Genomic DNA, 16275 nt, shown 5'->3' on the forward strand with positions numbered 1-16275 from the left:
TGCTATTTTTCCGCAACCGCCAGCGTGACGACGCTGACACGCAGTCCCGCGTGCTTTTCAAGTAAGGCATGTGCGCAAAAATCGAGGGTAGCCCCGGTGGTCAATACGTCATCCACTATGATCAGATGCGCTCCGGTAAAATCTCCTTCGCCGGCGGTAAAAGAATGGCGGACATTTTCCAGTCGTTCCAGTTTGCCCATCTTGGTTTGAGATCCGGCAAAGGCCGTCCGTCGCAGCGCTCGTGGATACACCCGAACCTGAAGTGCTTCCGCAAGCCCCTCGGCGATCTTCTCCGCCTGGTTGTATCCCCGCTGCCTGCGCCGCCGACGATGAATGGGTACCGGCACGATCCCCGCTACATCGTGTAAGGTCTCGGCCGTCTGTAAGATGGTGCCGAATTGCCGTCCCAGCGCAACTCCCACATCGGGCCGATCGTGGTATTTCAGGGCGTGGATGAGGGCCTGGCATACGGTACCCTCGCGAAAGGTATAAGCGTGCGCGCCGAAGGTGAGCGGAAATCTGCCGGCCAACCGGTCCGTGACCGCGTTTTCCGCATGGCGGTAGCTATCGGAGACGGGCATCTCGTTACCGCAGCGCACGCAAAGCAGTTCGTCCGGGCTCGCCAGTGTCCTGCGACAGTTGAGGCACAGGCTGGGAAAGAATAGACTGCCAAGGCTCCGGAACAATTCGCCTAACCCCATGCTAGTCTACATAGCGCCATTTGCGCAGGAACCGAAGGCCTACGCTAAGCTCGATGGTGAAGTTGCGGATGGCTCGTTCTCCAAGGGTGGTATTCCCACTTCCAAAGGGATCGCGGACGTTGTTGATCGGCCCCTGATTGTATTGAAAGCTCAGGTCGGGTTGCGCCGTCAACTCGACGAAGCCCCCGATGCGCTCACTGAGCGGCATCACCAGCCCGCCGCCAACGGTGGCACCGTAGGTAAACCGGTTGATGAATTCGTAAGAGTCAAGCGGGTAAGCGCTGCGGAAGGCAATCCCCTGCGTGGAGCTGAGAATGTCGTAGTCTCCCAGATTGGTACTCACGTTGTATTCGGCACGAACGCCGATCATATAATATGCATCACTGAGCCCGAGAGCAGCTACGACCTGCTTGCCGCCGATGCTCAGGGCTACGTTATTAAACACGAAGTCGTCAGCGGGTAATACGACGCCGTTTCCCTGAAAGGTTATGGCGCGCCTACGACTGATCCGGCTCCCTCTTTGGTGATACCCCAGGCTGCCCCAAAAGCTGAAAGTACCCTGGGCGGGTATGCTTTCGAGGAACAGATCCCCGTGGAAGCCAAGATTCAGTTCCGTTTCAATATTCGACCAATCCTGACTACCCAGACTCAATCCTCCCCGGACGCCCCATAGGTAACCGCCCCAGTCCTCGCCGTATACGCCTTCCTCTTCGATGAATTGAGCGGATAAGCTAAGTGGTAGCAGGGCAAAGAAGAGCAGGAGGTGGCGGATCATGCCCGTAAATTAGCGGATACGCAACTGCTGGCCAACCGAGATGGTATTTCCCGTCAGGGAATTCAGGCGGCGGATCTCCTCTATGCTCACGCCATACCGACGGCTGATCGCATACAGGGTTTCTCCGGATACCACCGCGTGGTAGACTTCCGCGGGTTGGTTGGGACTGGTGGGCAGTGTCGTGGCGGGTGGGGTAATGACGGGTTGCTCCGGCTCCACTACGGGTTGTGGATCCGGCTCTGGAATCGGGGTATTCGGGGAGATGGGGTCACCCATATCCAGAAATCCATCCTCGTCAATCGTGGCGGGTTCAGTCGTGCGGCCGGGCGTCGGCGTCATCGGAACAACGGGATCGGGCTCCGCTCCGGCCTGCGCCAGGCGGGGCGGATTGCGCACCTTCCACCCGCGTAGCTTTATCTGTTCGCCCGGCGCCGGTCTTGCCTGTTCCCCCAGGCGATTCCGGCGGGCAAGATTGCTGACGCGAACTCCGTAGCGCTGGGCAATGTCGTAGAGGTCTTCTCCCGCTGCTACCGTGTGGTACCGGTCACCGCCACGGTAGGCGCGCCGCTTCTTCTGCAGATAAATGCGTTCGTTGGCAGGGACGGTCTGGTTCTCCGATACCAGCTTTTCATTATAGTCGAGTAGACGGCGGACGCTCACATCTACCTGCTGCGCTACCGCCTGCAAATTAACGGGAGCGCCGCTGACGTAGTAATTGACGTCATTGGTATTAAGGATGCCGGTAATAGCCTCCTCCACGGGTACCTCGAGGTCGATGGGGTCGATTTCGCCCGGAACATCATACTGGTGCAGCCCGTGTCGCTCGATCAACGTAATGAGGAGTTCCGGGTAGCGCGGATTGGTAGCGTAGCCCGCCTTGCGAAGTCCCTTCGCCCAGCCTTTATAGTCGGTCGGTTCCAGGCGAAACAAGAAGCCATAACGGAAGGCCTTATTCGGGTCGCGCAAGAATTCGGAATGGGCGACGTAGCTGGCATCCGCGTTGTGGTAGCGGCGAAAACAGCTTTTCGTCAGTCGGCCGCGGTCGTCATAGTCGTCATCTTCACGGTATACGGCGTCGCCCTTCCAGTTGCTGCCGCACTTGATGCCGAAGTGATTTTTGGCCGTCCGGGCGAGATAGCTTTTTCCGGAGTTACTCTCCAGGATACCCTGCGCCAGCTTAATACTGGCTGGAACGCCGGAACGCTCCATCTCTTCCATCGCGATGCGCTTGAAGCGTTCGATGTACGCTTCCTGCTCGCTGTTTTCCTCTGCGGTCCAGGTATAGCTTGGGTTAGCAAAAAGGGTGGAAAAGGCAATCAGACAGAATACGGCACTAACGAATTTCATATCAGTATATATCAGGTAGTTAGACGGACGTTACCTCGGTAACGGCAAAATTCCGAAGCTTCTTGGGATAGTGGCACAAAATTTAGCTTTTTTTTAGATTTTGGCTAACTGCCACCATCCTTCGGGGAGCGTCACGACCTTGTCATACCTTCGCTCCATGCCCATCCAAGTAAATTCCGAGATCGATCGCCTACAGCGCGTGATCGTTCACCGACCCGACGCCGGTACTTCCACCATTACGCCCCGCCGCGCGGAGGAACTCCTCTTTGACGATATCGTCTACGTCCCCCGTCTCCAGGAGGAGCACGACGTGTTTACCGATTTGCTCCGCACCTTTCTCGGTGCTGACGGCGTCCTCGAGATCGGAACGCTCCTGGCGGAAGCGATCGAAGCCTCTCCGAAGGTAACCGCCGAGTCGCTCGAACTGATTGTCCAGTGGGAAGAGCTTCCCCACATGTACGTGGAAAAGTTGGGCAAGCTGACACCGGAACAGCTGGCTAACGTCCTCATTACCGGCTACGAACCCGAGGAGGATCGGGTGCTTTTCGATCCCATCCCCAACTTCATTTTTACCCGCGACATTGCCGTCACCATCAACGATCACGTGCTGGTCACCAAAGCAGCTAAGCAGGCACGTAGCCGGGAAAACTATCTGACGCGGATGGTCATCGTCGGCCACCCCATGTTCGCCGAACTTTGGAACAGTGGACGCGTGATCAACCTCAACGACGTGGATAAATATCCCCCGAGCCGCCAGGGGGAAAAGGTATATATGGAAGGGGGTGACGTGATGTTACTCCATCGCGACTTCCTGCTCATCGGCGACAGCGAGCGCTCCACCACCTACAGCATACGCCAACTGGCCGACGACCTTTTCGCGCGCGGCGTGGTAAAGAATGTAGTGCGGGTGAGCGTACCCTCGGAACGTAGCTTCATGCACCTGGATACCATCTTTACACAGATCGACCGGCACGACTACGTATGCTTCGAACCCATTATCCTGGAAGGCGGGCGGCAGTCCGGCGTGGAAGTCTGGCGGCACACGGGTGAAACCCTGCATTACACCAGTCTCCAGGAGTGCATTGTCAACGAGATTGATCCCGAAGCCAACTTCATAGCCGCCGGTAACGGCCGCAGCCCGTTCCAGGAGCGCGAACAGTGGACGGACGGCTGCAATCTAGTCGCCCTAGCACCGGGGGTAGCGCTGACCTACGATCGTAATCCGGTTACCGCCGAGGCCCTTCGGCAGAATGGCTACACGGTCGTAGCGGCCCAAGAGGTCATTGATCGGGCGGGCAATGGGGAGCTGGACGTACACACCCTCAGTAAAACGATTATCACCCTTCCCAGTGCCGAGCTGAGCCGCGGTCGGGGCGGGAGTCACTGTATGACCTGCCCGGTCGAACGGGTCGGGTAACCTTCGCAGTACAGCCTGCGGCAACGGCATAATCGGAAGTAGGCGACGGACCGACAAAACAACTTTGGGGCTGGGGCGCTTTCGGTAGAAATTGATTGCATGTACCGTGTCCTTTTTCTGCTTCTGTTTTCAGCTGGCCTTTGGGCTCAGGTGGACACGCTCTACACCCTCCCCGACGCCACCGTTACGGCCTTTCGCGACGAGGTGGCCGGCTATCGGGTAGGCGCCAGCGTGAGTACCCTTGCCGAACGGGAATTACAGCTGATCCCTACGGCCGATCTCCTGCCGGCCATGAACCGGCTGCCAGGTGTGCGCTTCGAACAACGGGCCCCGGGCAGCTACCGGATCAGCGTACGGGGCAGTACGCTGCGTAGCCCCTTCGGCGTACGGAATATTAAAATTTACTGGAACGGAATTCCCCTCACCGAGCCCGGTGGCGACACCCCGCTCAACTTCCTCGATGTAAACAATATTGACCGCGTAGAGCTGATCCGCGGACCAGCCGGAAGCCTTTACGGCGCCGGTACGGCGGGTACGCTGCTCCTATCCACCGACACCTTGTCCGAACACGCAAGCGTAGATATCTCGGGCGGCTCCTACGGGTTTTTTCGCGGCGGAGCGCAGGTACAGTGGGGTTCGGCAAACCGGTCCGCTAATCCCAACGACGGCCATTACCAATTCCGGCTCGCCCACCAACAAACGGACGGGTACCGGGAGCAGAGCGCGCTCCGGCGGCAAACGGCGCAGTTCTCCACCGGCTGGGCGACCGGCACGAACCGAAGCTTACAGCTACATGCGCTCTACACTAACTTGTACTACGAGCTACCCGGCGGTCTCAACGCCGAACAGTACGCCGCCGATCGCCGCCAGGCCCGTCCGGGAAGTTCGGAAACCAATGCCAGCATTAACTACGACAATCTTCTTGTCGGGCTGACACACGATTGGTCCAGTGGCCGCTGGCAAAATGCTACCACCCTTTACGGTACGGGTTTCTACTTTGATCACCCCTTCAATTTTGATTACAAGCGCGAAACCAACCTGGGCACCGGCGGTCGCACGGCGTTTGATTACACCCTCCCGCTGGCCGGCTCCGTCTTGAAGATCAGTGCCGGGGCCGAATCCCAGTTACAGATGCGCATGGCCAATAACTTCGGCAACGAAACCGGTACCCCTACACAGCTGAACTTCAGCGATGAAATCCTAAGTACGCAATACGTACTGTTCACCCAGGCGACATACGATCTGGGTGCCTGGCGTTTTGCGCTGGGGTTGAGTTTCAGTGACCTCCGCTACCGGGTTGACCGGACGTTCGATGCCGCTGGCGAGCCGGCCATCATCGAAAGCAGCATCGACCCGGTGGCAAGCCCCCGCCTTTCGGTGCTTCGCGATTTTGGTGGGTATAGCCTCTACGCTACCGTCAGCAGCGGGTTCAGTCCGCCGACCCTCGATGAGTTCCGCACGAACGAAGGCAGTATTAACGTCTCCCTGCAGCCCGAACGGGGAACGAATTATGAAGTCGGCGCAAAGGGGAATCTAAACGGTGTACAGTACGAATTGGCGCTCTTTTACCTCCGCCTCGATAATGCCATCAGTACGTATTCCGATGAGCGGGGCACGCAATTGTTCCGCAACGCCGGTAATACCAACCAGCGTGGACTGGAACTGGCCCTTAGCTACCGTCCCACCGATTGGTTAAATCTCTACGGAAGCTACACCTACCACGATTTCGCCTATGATTCTTACGAGCGGGCGGGAGATGATTATTCCGGAAACCGGCTCCCGGGTACCGCCCCGCACGTGGTTAATCTTGAAGCAACGGCGGCCCTTCCCGGTGGCTTCTATACCACCATTACCGAAAACTACACCGATGCCATCCCCCTCAACGATGGAAACTCAGTCTATGGTGAAGCCTACCATCTGGTGCGGGGCCGCCTGGGGTGGCGGGGAGATCTCGCCCGTACTCGCCTGGATGCTTATATCGGCGGGAGCAATCTGCTCGATCAAACTATGAGCTTCGGCAATGATCTGAACCCCCAATTCGGTGGTCGCTACTACCAGCCGGCACCTGGTCGGAACTGGTTTGCGGGGATACGTGTAGGCTTCTAACCCTCCCCTAAGCATCGGATGTGTCAGTTCTGTCAATTTGTCAGACATCGGATGTGTCAGGCAAGAATTAACACGACTCTCACCTCATGCGAGCGAGGACTCCGTCATTGTGATCTCATCAATATCTATCCAATGATTACGGACGCACAATTCCCACAAGCGGAAGCTTTACCGGAGGTATTCCATCTGTACAATCGGGCTAACGATCGCCGTACCCTCTTTACCAGCCACCAGAACTATCTGTACTTTATCAATAAAGTGAGGTCGAATTTCGCGGCAGCTGCCGACATCCTCGGGTACTGTGTTATGCCCAACCATTTTCATTTATTGATTACCCCGCATCATCCACTGGACGTCGTGCTGAAACGGGACGGAAAGGTCATGAAACGCTTGCCTACGAATGCGATTAGCGAGGCCGTCCGCAGGACGCTGATGGGGTTCTCACAGGGGTACAATCGGACCATCGGATTCACCGGATCTCGCTTTCAACAACGCACCCGCTGCAAGCACCACTTACTACCGTTCCATTACGGGCTGCGGTACGTTCACTACAATCCGGTAAAGGCTAATCTGGTGAAGCATCCCGGAGAATGGCCATACAGCTCCTATAATGAGTACGCCGGTCATGTTGACTCTGCAGACAGACTGTGCAACATCGAGCTGGGCAGAAAGCTACTGCAGATGGACATCCTGGATTAGCGGAAAGTGGTAGATTTAGCCGTCTGACAACCGGCAGGACATCCGATGTCTGCCAAATTTTCACCACTGTCACATCCGATGTCTAATACGCACTACCTCTTTCCCCTCCTGTTCCTCGTTGCCTGCGCCTCCCAATCCACGCCCGAATCGGAGCCAGTCAACCCCGAGGAGCCGGGCACGACCTTTCTGCTGGGTACTTACGACGATGAAGGCGTCCACGAGCCGGGGATTTACCGTTTTACGCTGGAGAAAGATGGAACGATCACCGATGGCAGCAGGGTTGGAGAGGCCAATAATCCATCCTTTATCGCCTACGACAGCGACCGCAGCCACCTTGTATCCGTCGAGCAACTCAACGGCGAAGCGGGCCGCGTTGTCAGCTTCTCGGTGGAGGGAGACAGCCTGCAACCCATCAATCGACAAACAGCCGGCGGTGAAGGCCCTTGCCACATTAACGTCAGTGAAGACGGCTACGTCACCGTGGCCAACTATACGGCGGGTAGCCTGGAATTGCTACAACTCAATCCGGACGGCCGACTCAGCGACCCCCTAGACCTACAGGACCACCGGCAGCGGGGAGCGGAAGAACCCCACGCGCACTCCTCCTACTTTATCAATGGCGATAAGGAAGTATTGGCCGTGGATCTCGGAACGGATGAAGTCTGGCACTACCGGATAGACGGCGAACCCGGAGACCTCATCCCCGCCGATCCTCCATCCGTGGCTATGGAAGACGGCGCCGGACCGCGCCACCTGAGCCTTCACCCGAACGGCGAATGGATCTACGTGATTAATGAGTTAAATAGCACCGTGACCCAGATTTCCCGTGTCGGAGAGGAATTACAGGTCGTTGACAGCTGGTCCACGCTGCCTGATGATTTTACCGGGGAAAGCTATTGCGCCGATATACACACCAGCTCCGACGGCCGGTTCGTGTACGGATCCAACCGTGGCCATAACAGCATCGTGGTGTTTGAAGTCGATCAGGAGAGTGGCGCCCTAACCCCGCTGGAATATGAATCCGTCGCCGGCGATTGGCCCCGCAATTTTGCGCTTTCGCCAGAGGAGGATTTCCTGCTCGTAGCCAATCAACGCTCCAAGAACATCACCACCCTAAGCCGAAGTAAAGAGACCGGAATGTTGGACTACGTAGCTAGTACGACTGCCCCCATTCCGGTCTGCATTCTGTTTTGAATGTCCTGCCTGCTATTTGCTGGCTTTAGCTTTCTTAGCCTTCTTCTTGTCGGGTGTAAAGCGGAACACTAACGTGGCCAGGGGAGGCAGCGTCAGTTCTATGTGGCTGGGCCGCCCGTTCCATTCGCTGGGTACCGACTGCATGGCCTCCTGTGTATAGTTACCCGTACCACCGTACTTCTCGTCGTCACTGTTGAGGACCGGCGTGTACGTTCCTTCGAAGGGAACACCTACCCGATACTTCGAGCGGACGGCAGGCGTAAAATTGTGGATGATGGCGACCACGTCGTCTTCTTCCTTGCCACGCCGCAGGTAGCTTAGTACACTGTTCTGGTGATCGCCGATATCGATCCACTCGAAACCTTTCGGATTGTAGGCGTATTCGTACAGGGCGGTCGTTGTGCGGTACAGGTGATTCAGATCGGCTACGAAAGCCTGTAGGGTAGCGTGGGGCTTATATTGCGTCAGGCTCCAGTCGATTCCGCGTTCGATGCTCCATTCGGTAGACTGACCGAATTCACCCCCCATGAAGTTGAGTTTACTGCCGGGGTGGGTCATCATGTAGCCGTAAAGCAAGCGCATATTGGCAAAGCGTTGCCATTCGTCACCGGGCATCCGGTCGATGATGGGGCCTTTACCGTGTACGACCTCATCGTGGCTCAGGGGCAGCATGAAATTCTCGGTGAATGCATAGACCAGCGAAAAGGTCAACTCGCCGTGGTGGTAGCTCCGGTGGACGGGGTCGTTTTTGAAGTAGCTGAGGGTGTCGTGCATCCAGCCCATCATCCACTTTTGGCCGAATCCCAGTCCACCGATGTAAGTAGGCCGGCTAACTCCGCTGAACGCAGTGGATTCTTCGGCGATGGTCATGGAATCCGGGTACTCGCGGAAGACCGTTTCGTTGAACTCGCGCAGGAATTCGATTGCTTCCAGGTTTTCGTTCCCACCGTATTGGTTCGGAATCCACTCCCCTTGCTTGCGGCTGTAATCGAGGTAAAGCATCGAGGCCACCGCGTCTACACGCAGCCCGTCAATGTGGTAGCGGTCCAGCCAGAAGAGGGCGTTGGAGATAAGAAAGGAGCGAACCTCATTCCGCCCGTAGTTAAAGATGGCGCTTTTCCAATCGGGGTGGAAACCCTTACGCGGATCGGCGTGATCGTAGAGGTGGGTTCCATCAAACTGCGCCAGGCCGTGGGCATCATTCGGGAAGTGACTGGGCACCCAGTCCAGGATGACGCCGATGCCCGCCGCGTGCAGTTTGTCGACCAGGTACATGAAATCCTGCGGGCCACCGAAGCGGCTACTCGGGGCAAAGTATCCCGTAATCTGGTAACCCCAACTCGGGAAGTACGGGTGCTCCATCACCGGCAGGAACTCTACGTGCGTGTAGTTCATCTCCTTCAAGTAGTCGACCAGTTCGGTAGCGAGCTCCCGGTAACTCAGGCTTTCATTCTTTTCATTCTTGCGCCAGCTTCCGAGGTGGACCTCATACACGGAGTAAGGACTATCGATCCCGTTGTGCTTGTACCGGTCACCCATCCAGTCTGAGTCTTCCCACTCGTAATAGGTATCCCAGACGATGCTGGCCGTTTTAGGAGGAGTCTCCCACAAGCGTGCGTAAGGATCTCCCTTCTCGAGGATATCGCCGTTTTGGGCTTCGACGGCATACTTATAGATCGTTCCACTTTCTACGCCCTCCACGAATCCTTCGTAGATGCCGCTGCTGTCCCAACGGGGGTTAAGCGGGTGCGAGCCTTTGTCCCAGCCGTTGAAGTCGCCCATGACGGCAACCGACTTGGCACTGGGTGCCCAGACCGCAAAGTAAGTTCCCTTTTTTCCATCTACTTCGATGACGTGGCTGCCCAGCTTATCGTAGATGCGGAAATTCTTGCCGGCGCGGAATAAATTAATGTCGTAATCGGTAAAGAGCGAGTGAGAGAGAACGGTGTCTGGCACGTGGAAAATGGGTTTAAAAGTTAATATGACTTAAGGGTGGTAACGTGAAAAGGCCGGCTATGTTAAATACTTCCTATAGTTAGTTGCGGGCGGCATTTTACAGGTTCAAGTCCCCCATCTTAGAAGGACAAAATCTAAACCCATGGAAAAAATTTACTTGATCTGTGCCGTGTGGATAATGCTATGCAGCAGCTGTGCTACCGTTTTCTCCGGCACCACCGACGACGTCCTGTTTGACTCCCGGCCGGCGGGGGCGGCCGTGTACCTCGATAATCATTTTCTCGGGCGTACGCCGCTACGCACACGAATCCCGCGTACTACCCGGGCCCGTTATCTGACGTACGAGCTCGAAAACCACGAGCCATCCACCCAACTCCTGCGAAATCGGGTGAATGGCATCACGTTCATCAATTTACTGTGGTGGCCGGGGTTCGTGGTTGACGCGGTCACGGGCGCCATTTGCCGGATCGAATACACCAGTTACTACATGGAACTGTACCCACTCCCCGAAGGAGTGGCACATCCCGATAGCCTGCGTGACTAAAAAGTGTCTTATTTGCGGCCGCCCTTTAGCTCCTGTTGCATCTTCTTCAGTTCTTCGGTCTTCCCCTCGGCGGCAAGTTTGGCTTGTTCCTGCCAGGTATCGTGCTTGGCGAGGCGGAAGCGGGCTCCGGCTTTCTGTAGGACGTCGGCGAGTTGCTTTTCCTTGGCCTTTGCCAGGTCAGAGTAGGTCATGATGCCTGCCTCGTTCAGTAGCCCGGCAATCTTGGGTCCGATGCCCTCGATCTTCTTCAGGTCATCGCCTTGGGTAGCGGTAGCCTTCTTAGCGGGAGCTTTTTTTGCGGGGGCGGCTTTTTTGGCCTTGGGCGTTACGACCGGCTTGGTGGCGGGCGCTGAGCTAGCAGCCTCTATTTTCTCGGCCGACTTGGTACCGGTCTTCTTAGTCGTTGTCTTTTTGGCGGCGGGGGCTTTGGCAGCCTTCTTGGCGGCGGGCTTTGTGCCCTCGGCTACCTGCTCCAGGGAGAAGCAGCAGTTTTGCGTGCCGTGTCCGCTATCGGTATAGGCTTCGGCGCTGTCGTCGTTGGCCCAATGATGACCGTCTATGAGGTAGCGGAACTGGTAATGGCCGGCCGGAAGTTCCGTGGTGCCGGTGTAGGAACTCTTGGCGCTCTTGAGTTTGAGGCCGTCGTCCCAGCTCCAGTCATTGAAGTTGCCAAGTACACGAACGTCCCGGTCTTTGCCAACTCGTTCCTGCGGAATGTCAAAGGAGACTTTGTACTGTTTCTTGGACTTTACGTAGTTAGACTTAATCATAGTGGGTGTCTTTGATGCAAAATTATAACTTTACCTACTGAACCTCAAAGCTTTGGGCGGCGAGCGCAGGTAGTATGTATTCAACGTGAGGGAGCCTTGCAGGTTTACTCCGATAATTTGTTCCGACGCCCGGCGGCTCTTGCTCACAAAGTGACGGCCGACGGGGACGAAGCGCAATTTTTGACGGTCTAGGCAATCGGCGAAATCCAAAAAAAATTATCGACGGGGGACTACCTGACAGGTCAAGCGAGATACACACACCAGTTTTCCACGTTGGTCCGTAATGTCAATCTGCCACACCTGTACGCTTCGACCGACCCGGACCGGCCGAACGGTACCCCTGACCCGACCGCCCTCCCGGACACTTCTAAGGTGGCTGGCATTAATGTCCACACCCACCGCGATATACTTGTCAGGCTCGTCCAGCACCAGGAAGCCCGCGACGCTGCCGAGCGTTTCCGCCAGCGCTACGGAGGCACCACCGTGCAGTAACCGAAAGGGTTGGACGGTTCGTTCGTCCACCGGCATCTCCGCCACCAGATAGTCATCGCCGAAGTCGACAAACTCCATACCGAGTGCGTCCCCCAGGGTCTTCGGCCCCATTCCGTTCATGCTTTCCAGGGTAGGAGGTGTCTTCCAGATCATGCTCATTTCACATTGTTTTGGCTGATGGCTACGATTACTTCAGCGGCTTTCTTCATCTCGTATACGCTCGCCCACTCAAAGGGAGAATGAAAGGCGTGTTCCCCGGCAAAAATATTGGGGCAGGGTAAGCCCATAAAGCTCAATCTGGATCCGTCCGTTCCGCCCCGGATAGCTGCCTTTCGCACGGGCAAACCTACCGACCTAATGGCCTCCTCCGCCAGCCGAACCACGCGGGGGTGATCCTGGATCACTTCCTTCATGTTGCGATACTGTTCTTTGACCTCGAGCTTGATGTGGCTATTGGGGTAGCGCGGTCCGACCTCATCGACGATGGCCTGTAAGACACCGGCATGGTCGACCAGCTGGTCGGTAGCGAAGTCGCGCAGGATAAAATCGATGCGGGCACTTTCCGCTTTCCCTGATATGCTTACCGGGTGAATAAAGCCCTCCCGGTCTTCCGTGGTTTCGGGACTTAATCCCATACGCGGCAGCGCCGCCACGATATCGGCGGCAATCTTCACGGCGTTTTCCAGCTTGTCCTTGCCAAAACCCGGATGGGCGCTTACCCCCTCGATGGTAATGATGGCCGCATCCGCGCTGAACGTCTCATCTTCCATGCTGCCGCGGGCTTCTCCGTCGATCGTATATCCGAAGTCGGCAGCAAGTTTATCCATATCCACGGCGTCTACGCCACGGCCGATCTCCTCGTCGGGCGTGAATAGAATTCGTAGCCGACCGTGCGGTACATCCGGATTCTGCATCAGATACTCTACGGCAGCCATGATGGCGGCTATACCGGATTTATTATCGGCACCCAGGAGCGTGTCGCCGCTGGAGGTAACGATGGTCTCACCCATATTGTCGGAAAGGCCCGGGAACTCGCTGGCCCGAATGACGATCTGGCTACCCAACGGGAGGTGTATATCCGTACCGTCGTAGTTTTCATGAACGATGGGTTTGACGTTCGTTCCGCTGGCGTCCGGGCTGGTGTCCATATGCGAGCAGAAGCATATGACCGGTGCGTCTTCGTGGCCGGCGGTAGCCGGCACCGTAGCGTAGACGTAGCCGTGTTCGTCAAGCTCCACATCCGTAACGCCCAGCGACTGCAGCTCCTTAAATAGCAATCGAGCCAGGTCAAACTGCTTAGCCGTTGAAGGCTGGGAGGGGGAATTAGGGTCGGACTGGGTGTCGACAACCACGTATCGGAGGAATCGATCTAATACTTGCATGGCGCAATATAGCCTGGGGTCGGGAGTGCGTCCGTCGGTGAGTGCCGGGTCTCGAACATTTGTGGCGGGGCACGGGATTTACTGAGTTACGTTGTACCTGCGCTCCGCCGCAAACAACCTTATCTAAACGACCGAATGACCTACTCCACCACATTTGTCGCCGTGCTTGTGCTCTGCCTGGCCGGCGGACTGATTTATTACCTGTTTCGCGACGAACCGTTGGGCCCACTGCCCGAATTTCGGAAGCAATGGCGACGTCTGCTAAGGAAAAGGGTGACCTATTATAAGACCCTCGACCGGAAGGAGAAAAAACGTTTCCAGGAACGGATGCGCTACTTTTTCCAACGGGTAACCATCACCGGTATCGATACGGAAGTGACCGAACTGGACCGCGTGCTGGTAGCCGCCAGCGGCATCATTCCGACCTTCGGCTTCGACGACTGGAACCAGTATCCGAAATTGCGTGAGGTGCTCCTCTATCCCAATACCTTCAACAAGGAAACCTTTGCAACGGAGGGTGCGGACCGCACGATCGCCGGTATGGTAGGCGGTGGCTATATGAACGGGAAACTCCTGCTATCCCAGCATGCCCTGCGCGCCGGATTCGAGAACGCCGGGCGCAATAATACCGGCATTCACGAATTCACCCACCTGCTAGATAAAGCAGACGGGGAGACGGACGGCATTCCCGATTACTTCCTCGACAATCAGTACCTGATCCCCTGGGTGGAGATGATCCGTTCCGAGATGGCGGCTATTCAGCATGGCGATTCTGACATCGATAAATATGCCCTTACCAATAAGGCCGAATTCTTTGCGGTGGCAGCTGAATACTTCTTCAATCGGCCGGCTGCCTTCGCCCACAAGCACCCCGAATTATTCTCCCTTATGGAGCGGATCTTCCACCAGGATTTGGATCACGACGGCGGGGTAGGGACGGTAGACCATCAGGACCCCGTAGCGGCTACACGGGAGTAGTCGCAAACATGTCCATTTGGGGCGGGTTACCCTATTGATGATACCAGCTATCCGCCGCCGCTACAACGATACGTTCTCCAACGAAGCTTACCAGGCCATGCTGGCCTGGCTGGGTGGACAGTACAATCACGACCCGAAGTTTCACGTAGCGGAGACCCCCGTTTTCTTTCCCGCCGACTTCCGGGAGAAAGTCTTTCAGGCGTGTACGGATATCATCGGGACCGTCACCGCGCCCGGTTACGCTGAACAGGCCGCCCGGGCCATTCCTCCCGGAGAGAATGTACCCAATCAGGACGAGCGACCGCTGTTCCTGCAGTTGGACTTCGGTGTTTGTCGGGCGGAAGATGGCACGGTCGTTCCTCAGTTAGTGGAGGTACAGGGCTTCCCTTCTCTCTATTTCTTCCAGGGATTGCTCGACCGCAGTTTCCGTCGCTTTTTTACCATTCCCGATGGCTTCTCCGCCCGCTTCGACGGATCCAGCGATGCGGAATACCTGGAACTACTGCGAGAAACAATTCTGGGCGGACACGACCCGCGGCATGTCATCCTCCTGGAGGTGGACCCTAAAAGCCAAACAACACGTATCGACTTCATCGTGGCCTGTGCGGAACTGGGCATCAGTGAGGTATGTATCACCGAGGTAGATCTGGTAGACGGAAAACTGTACTACGACCGTGACGGGGAGCGAACGCAAGTGCACCGCATCTTTAACCGGGTCATCTTTGATGAATTAAAGGCCCGCACCGATCTCGAACGAAAGTTTAACCTGATCGAGGAGGCGGAGGTGGAATGGGCGGGCCATCCGAACTGGTTTTTCCTGATCAGCAAGTTCAGCCTCCCCTTTCTGGATAGCCCCTACGTTCCGGAAACCCATTTTTTATCGGAACTGGACCAATACCCGGCGGACCTGTCCGCTTACGTTCTAAAGCCACTGTACAGCTTTGCCGGTATGGGGGTGAACCTGCACCCGACGATCGAGGATCTCCAGGCGATCGATGAACCGGAACACTACATTTTACAGAAGAAAGTGAACTACGTGCCGATCGTGGAGACGCCGGATGAGCCGGCGCGGGTGGAACTACGCATGATGTACCTTTGGCCCCCGGATGAAGAACGGCCGATACTGGTCAACAATCTCGTCCGCCTGTCTAAGGGTGAAATGATCGGGGTGCGCTACAATAAGGGGAAAACCTGGGTAGGGGGCACCGTAGGATATTTCGCACCTTAGCGCGGAATTCCCAAACACACCTCCATGCGCGTGCTGCTTTACCTTGGTTGTTGCTTGCTCGTAGCCTGTTCGGCCGACTCCGACGTCGATGCTGAATCGGTATTGGTAGACCCCTATACCTTGCCCAGCATTGACGGCGATGCGCTAAACGTCATCGTTGAAATACCCGCCGGGACCAATCACAAGATCGAATACCATCCAGGGCGTGGCTACATAAATGATACACTTGAGGACGGCGGGACGCGGGTGATCAGCTTTTTGCCCTATCCGGGCAATTACGGCTTCGTTCCTTCTACGCTGATGGACAGTGACCGGGGTGGTGACGGGGACGGGCTGGACGTTCTGGTAATCGGGGAGAGCGTACCCACCGGTACCTTATTGCGCGTCGTCCCGATAGGAGCGTTGATGCTTCGCGACCGGGGGGAGATTGACACTAAAATCATAGCCGTGGCCGCCGACCCGGCCGACCGAACCCTTGACGTCACGACCTTCTTGGACTTTTCACTGGGTAATGACGCGGCCAAACAAATTATCGAAACCTGGTTCCTGAATTATAAAGGACCGAACGTGGTCGAGCTACTCAGGTGGGAAGACGAGGCCTACGCCTGGCGGGAGGTGCGGAAGTGGCAAACCGATAATGAAGCGTTAAATTAGCCCCAAACCGGACCCTATTTTGAGCAAAAGGC

The 16275-nt window shown here is 56.4% G+C and carries 15 protein-coding genes; 8 read left to right on the plus strand and 7 right to left on the minus strand.

Going from position 1 to position 16275, the window contains the following annotated elements:
* Positions 1–2: 2 nt before the first annotated feature.
* The 3 genes from DRW39_RS14370 to DRW39_RS14380 are packed head-to-tail and all read right to left on the minus strand — an operon-like array spanning position 3 to position 2823.
* Complete coding sequence (locus tag DRW39_RS14370; RefSeq protein ID WP_116107755.1) at positions 3–701, minus strand: ComF family protein; 699 nt, start codon at positions 699–701, stop codon at positions 3–5.
* Position 702: 1 nt separating this feature from the next.
* Positions 703–1476: a hypothetical protein gene (locus DRW39_RS14375; RefSeq protein ID WP_116107756.1), complete on the minus strand. Its 774-nt coding sequence runs from the start codon at positions 1474–1476 to the stop codon at positions 703–705.
* 9 nt (positions 1477–1485) lie between these two features.
* Positions 1486–2823, minus strand: coding sequence for a glucosaminidase domain-containing protein (locus DRW39_RS14380; protein WP_116107757.1), 1338 nt, complete (start codon positions 2821–2823; stop codon positions 1486–1488).
* A 157-nt stretch (positions 2824–2980) separates the two neighbouring features.
* On the opposite strand from DRW39_RS14380, the gene DRW39_RS14385 reads away from it, so the two are divergent.
* The 4 genes from DRW39_RS14385 to DRW39_RS14400 all read left to right on the plus strand — a co-directional run bounded on the left by DRW39_RS14385 (position 2981) and on the right by DRW39_RS14400 (position 8239).
* Positions 2981–4240 carry an arginine deiminase family protein gene (locus DRW39_RS14385; protein ID WP_116107758.1) on the plus strand — a complete coding sequence of 420 codons (1260 nt, stop codon included), beginning with the start codon at positions 2981–2983 and terminating at the stop codon, positions 4238–4240.
* A gap of 99 nt (positions 4241–4339) precedes the next feature.
* On the plus strand, positions 4340–6346 hold the full coding sequence (locus DRW39_RS14390) for a TonB-dependent receptor family protein (protein ID WP_116107759.1): 2007 nt from the start codon (positions 4340–4342) through the stop codon (positions 6344–6346).
* Between the two features lie 132 nt (positions 6347–6478).
* Positions 6479–7045, plus strand: a complete 567-nt coding sequence (locus tag DRW39_RS14395) for a transposase (protein WP_116107760.1) — start codon at positions 6479–6481, stop codon at positions 7043–7045.
* A 78-nt stretch (positions 7046–7123) separates the two neighbouring features.
* Positions 7124–8239: a lactonase family protein gene (locus DRW39_RS14400; RefSeq protein ID WP_157976122.1), complete on the plus strand. Its 1116-nt coding sequence runs from the start codon at positions 7124–7126 to the stop codon at positions 8237–8239.
* A gap of 12 nt (positions 8240–8251) precedes the next feature.
* On the opposite strand, the gene glgB is transcribed toward DRW39_RS14400, so the two are convergent.
* Positions 8252–10195 (minus strand): 1,4-alpha-glucan branching protein GlgB, encoded by a 1944-nt coding sequence (gene glgB, locus DRW39_RS14405; protein WP_116107762.1) that lies wholly within the window; start codon positions 10193–10195, stop codon positions 8252–8254.
* Between the two features lie 142 nt (positions 10196–10337).
* On the opposite strand from glgB, the gene DRW39_RS14410 reads away from it, so the two are divergent.
* Positions 10338–10739 (plus strand): PEGA domain-containing protein, encoded by a 402-nt coding sequence (locus tag DRW39_RS14410; RefSeq protein WP_116107763.1) that lies wholly within the window; start codon positions 10338–10340, stop codon positions 10737–10739.
* 8 nt (positions 10740–10747) lie between these two features.
* Here the strand turns inward: DRW39_RS14410 and DRW39_RS14415 are convergent, their stop codons facing one another.
* From DRW39_RS14415 to pepT, 3 genes are all read right to left on the minus strand, one after another.
* Positions 10748–11509: a helix-hairpin-helix domain-containing protein gene (locus DRW39_RS14415; RefSeq protein ID WP_198664895.1), complete on the minus strand. Its 762-nt coding sequence runs from the start codon at positions 11507–11509 to the stop codon at positions 10748–10750.
* Between the two features lie 216 nt (positions 11510–11725).
* Positions 11726–12154 carry a hotdog fold thioesterase gene (locus DRW39_RS14420; protein ID WP_116107916.1) on the minus strand — a complete coding sequence of 143 codons (429 nt, stop codon included), beginning with the start codon at positions 12152–12154 and terminating at the stop codon, positions 11726–11728.
* A gap of 2 nt (positions 12155–12156) precedes the next feature.
* The gene (pepT, locus tag DRW39_RS14425; protein WP_116107764.1) at positions 12157–13383 is read right to left on the minus strand and encodes a peptidase T; all 1227 of its coding nucleotides are present in this window, start codon (positions 13381–13383) and stop codon (positions 12157–12159) included.
* Positions 13384–13518: 135 nt separating this feature from the next.
* Here pepT and DRW39_RS14430 point away from each other — a divergent pair, with 135 nt between their 5' ends.
* Genes DRW39_RS14430 through DRW39_RS14440 form a run of 3 tightly spaced genes read left to right on the plus strand, consistent with a single transcriptional unit; the run spans position 13519 to position 16243 of the window.
* Positions 13519–14361 (plus strand): zinc-dependent peptidase, encoded by an 843-nt coding sequence (locus DRW39_RS14430; RefSeq protein ID WP_116107765.1) that lies wholly within the window; start codon positions 13519–13521, stop codon positions 14359–14361.
* 37 nt (positions 14362–14398) lie between these two features.
* A complete protein-coding gene (locus tag DRW39_RS14435; protein ID WP_116107766.1) occupies positions 14399–15589 on the plus strand; it encodes a hypothetical protein in 1191 nt (396 codons plus the stop codon).
* 24 nt (positions 15590–15613) lie between these two features.
* Entirely contained in the window at positions 15614–16243 is a 630-nt protein-coding gene (locus DRW39_RS14440; RefSeq protein ID WP_116107767.1) for an inorganic diphosphatase, read from the plus strand.
* Positions 16244–16275 lie beyond the last annotated feature (32 nt).

It is taken from the genome of Lewinella sp. IMCC34191 (genome assembly GCF_003390935.1).
In the GTDB taxonomy this organism is placed as follows: Bacteria; Bacteroidota; Bacteroidia; order Chitinophagales; family Saprospiraceae; genus Neolewinella.

What these genes read in the sequence shown, in the direction of transcription:
- DRW39_RS14370 (WP_116107755.1), bottom strand. Translation starts at nt 701, where the DNA reads ATGGGGTTAGGCGAATTGTTCCGGAGCCTTGGCAGTCTATTCTTTCCC.
- DRW39_RS14375 (WP_116107756.1), bottom strand. Translation starts at nt 1,476, where the DNA reads ATGATCCGCCACCTCCTGCTCTTCTTTGCCCTGCTACCACTTAGCTTA.
- DRW39_RS14380 (WP_116107757.1), bottom strand. Translation starts at nt 2,823, where the DNA reads ATGAAATTCGTTAGTGCCGTATTCTGTCTGATTGCCTTTTCCACCCTT.
- DRW39_RS14385 (WP_116107758.1), top strand. Translation starts at nt 2,981, where the DNA reads ATGCCCATCCAAGTAAATTCCGAGATCGATCGCCTACAGCGCGTGATC.
- DRW39_RS14390 (WP_116107759.1), top strand. Translation starts at nt 4,340, where the DNA reads ATGTACCGTGTCCTTTTTCTGCTTCTGTTTTCAGCTGGCCTTTGGGCT.
- DRW39_RS14395 (WP_116107760.1), top strand. Translation starts at nt 6,479, where the DNA reads ATGATTACGGACGCACAATTCCCACAAGCGGAAGCTTTACCGGAGGTA.
- DRW39_RS14400 (WP_157976122.1), top strand. Translation starts at nt 7,124, where the DNA reads ATGTCTAATACGCACTACCTCTTTCCCCTCCTGTTCCTCGTTGCCTGC.
- DRW39_RS14410 (WP_116107763.1), top strand. Translation starts at nt 10,338, where the DNA reads ATGGAAAAAATTTACTTGATCTGTGCCGTGTGGATAATGCTATGCAGC.
- DRW39_RS14415 (WP_198664895.1), bottom strand. Translation starts at nt 11,509, where the DNA reads ATGATTAAGTCTAACTACGTAAAGTCCAAGAAACAGTACAAAGTCTCC.
- DRW39_RS14420 (WP_116107916.1), bottom strand. Translation starts at nt 12,154, where the DNA reads ATGATCTGGAAGACACCTCCTACCCTGGAAAGCATGAACGGAATGGGG.
- pepT (WP_116107764.1), bottom strand. Translation starts at nt 13,383, where the DNA reads ATGCAAGTATTAGATCGATTCCTCCGATACGTGGTTGTCGACACCCAG.
- DRW39_RS14430 (WP_116107765.1), top strand. Translation starts at nt 13,519, where the DNA reads ATGACCTACTCCACCACATTTGTCGCCGTGCTTGTGCTCTGCCTGGCC.
- DRW39_RS14435 (WP_116107766.1), top strand. Translation starts at nt 14,399, where the DNA reads ATGATACCAGCTATCCGCCGCCGCTACAACGATACGTTCTCCAACGAA.
- DRW39_RS14440 (WP_116107767.1), top strand. Translation starts at nt 15,614, where the DNA reads ATGCGCGTGCTGCTTTACCTTGGTTGTTGCTTGCTCGTAGCCTGTTCG.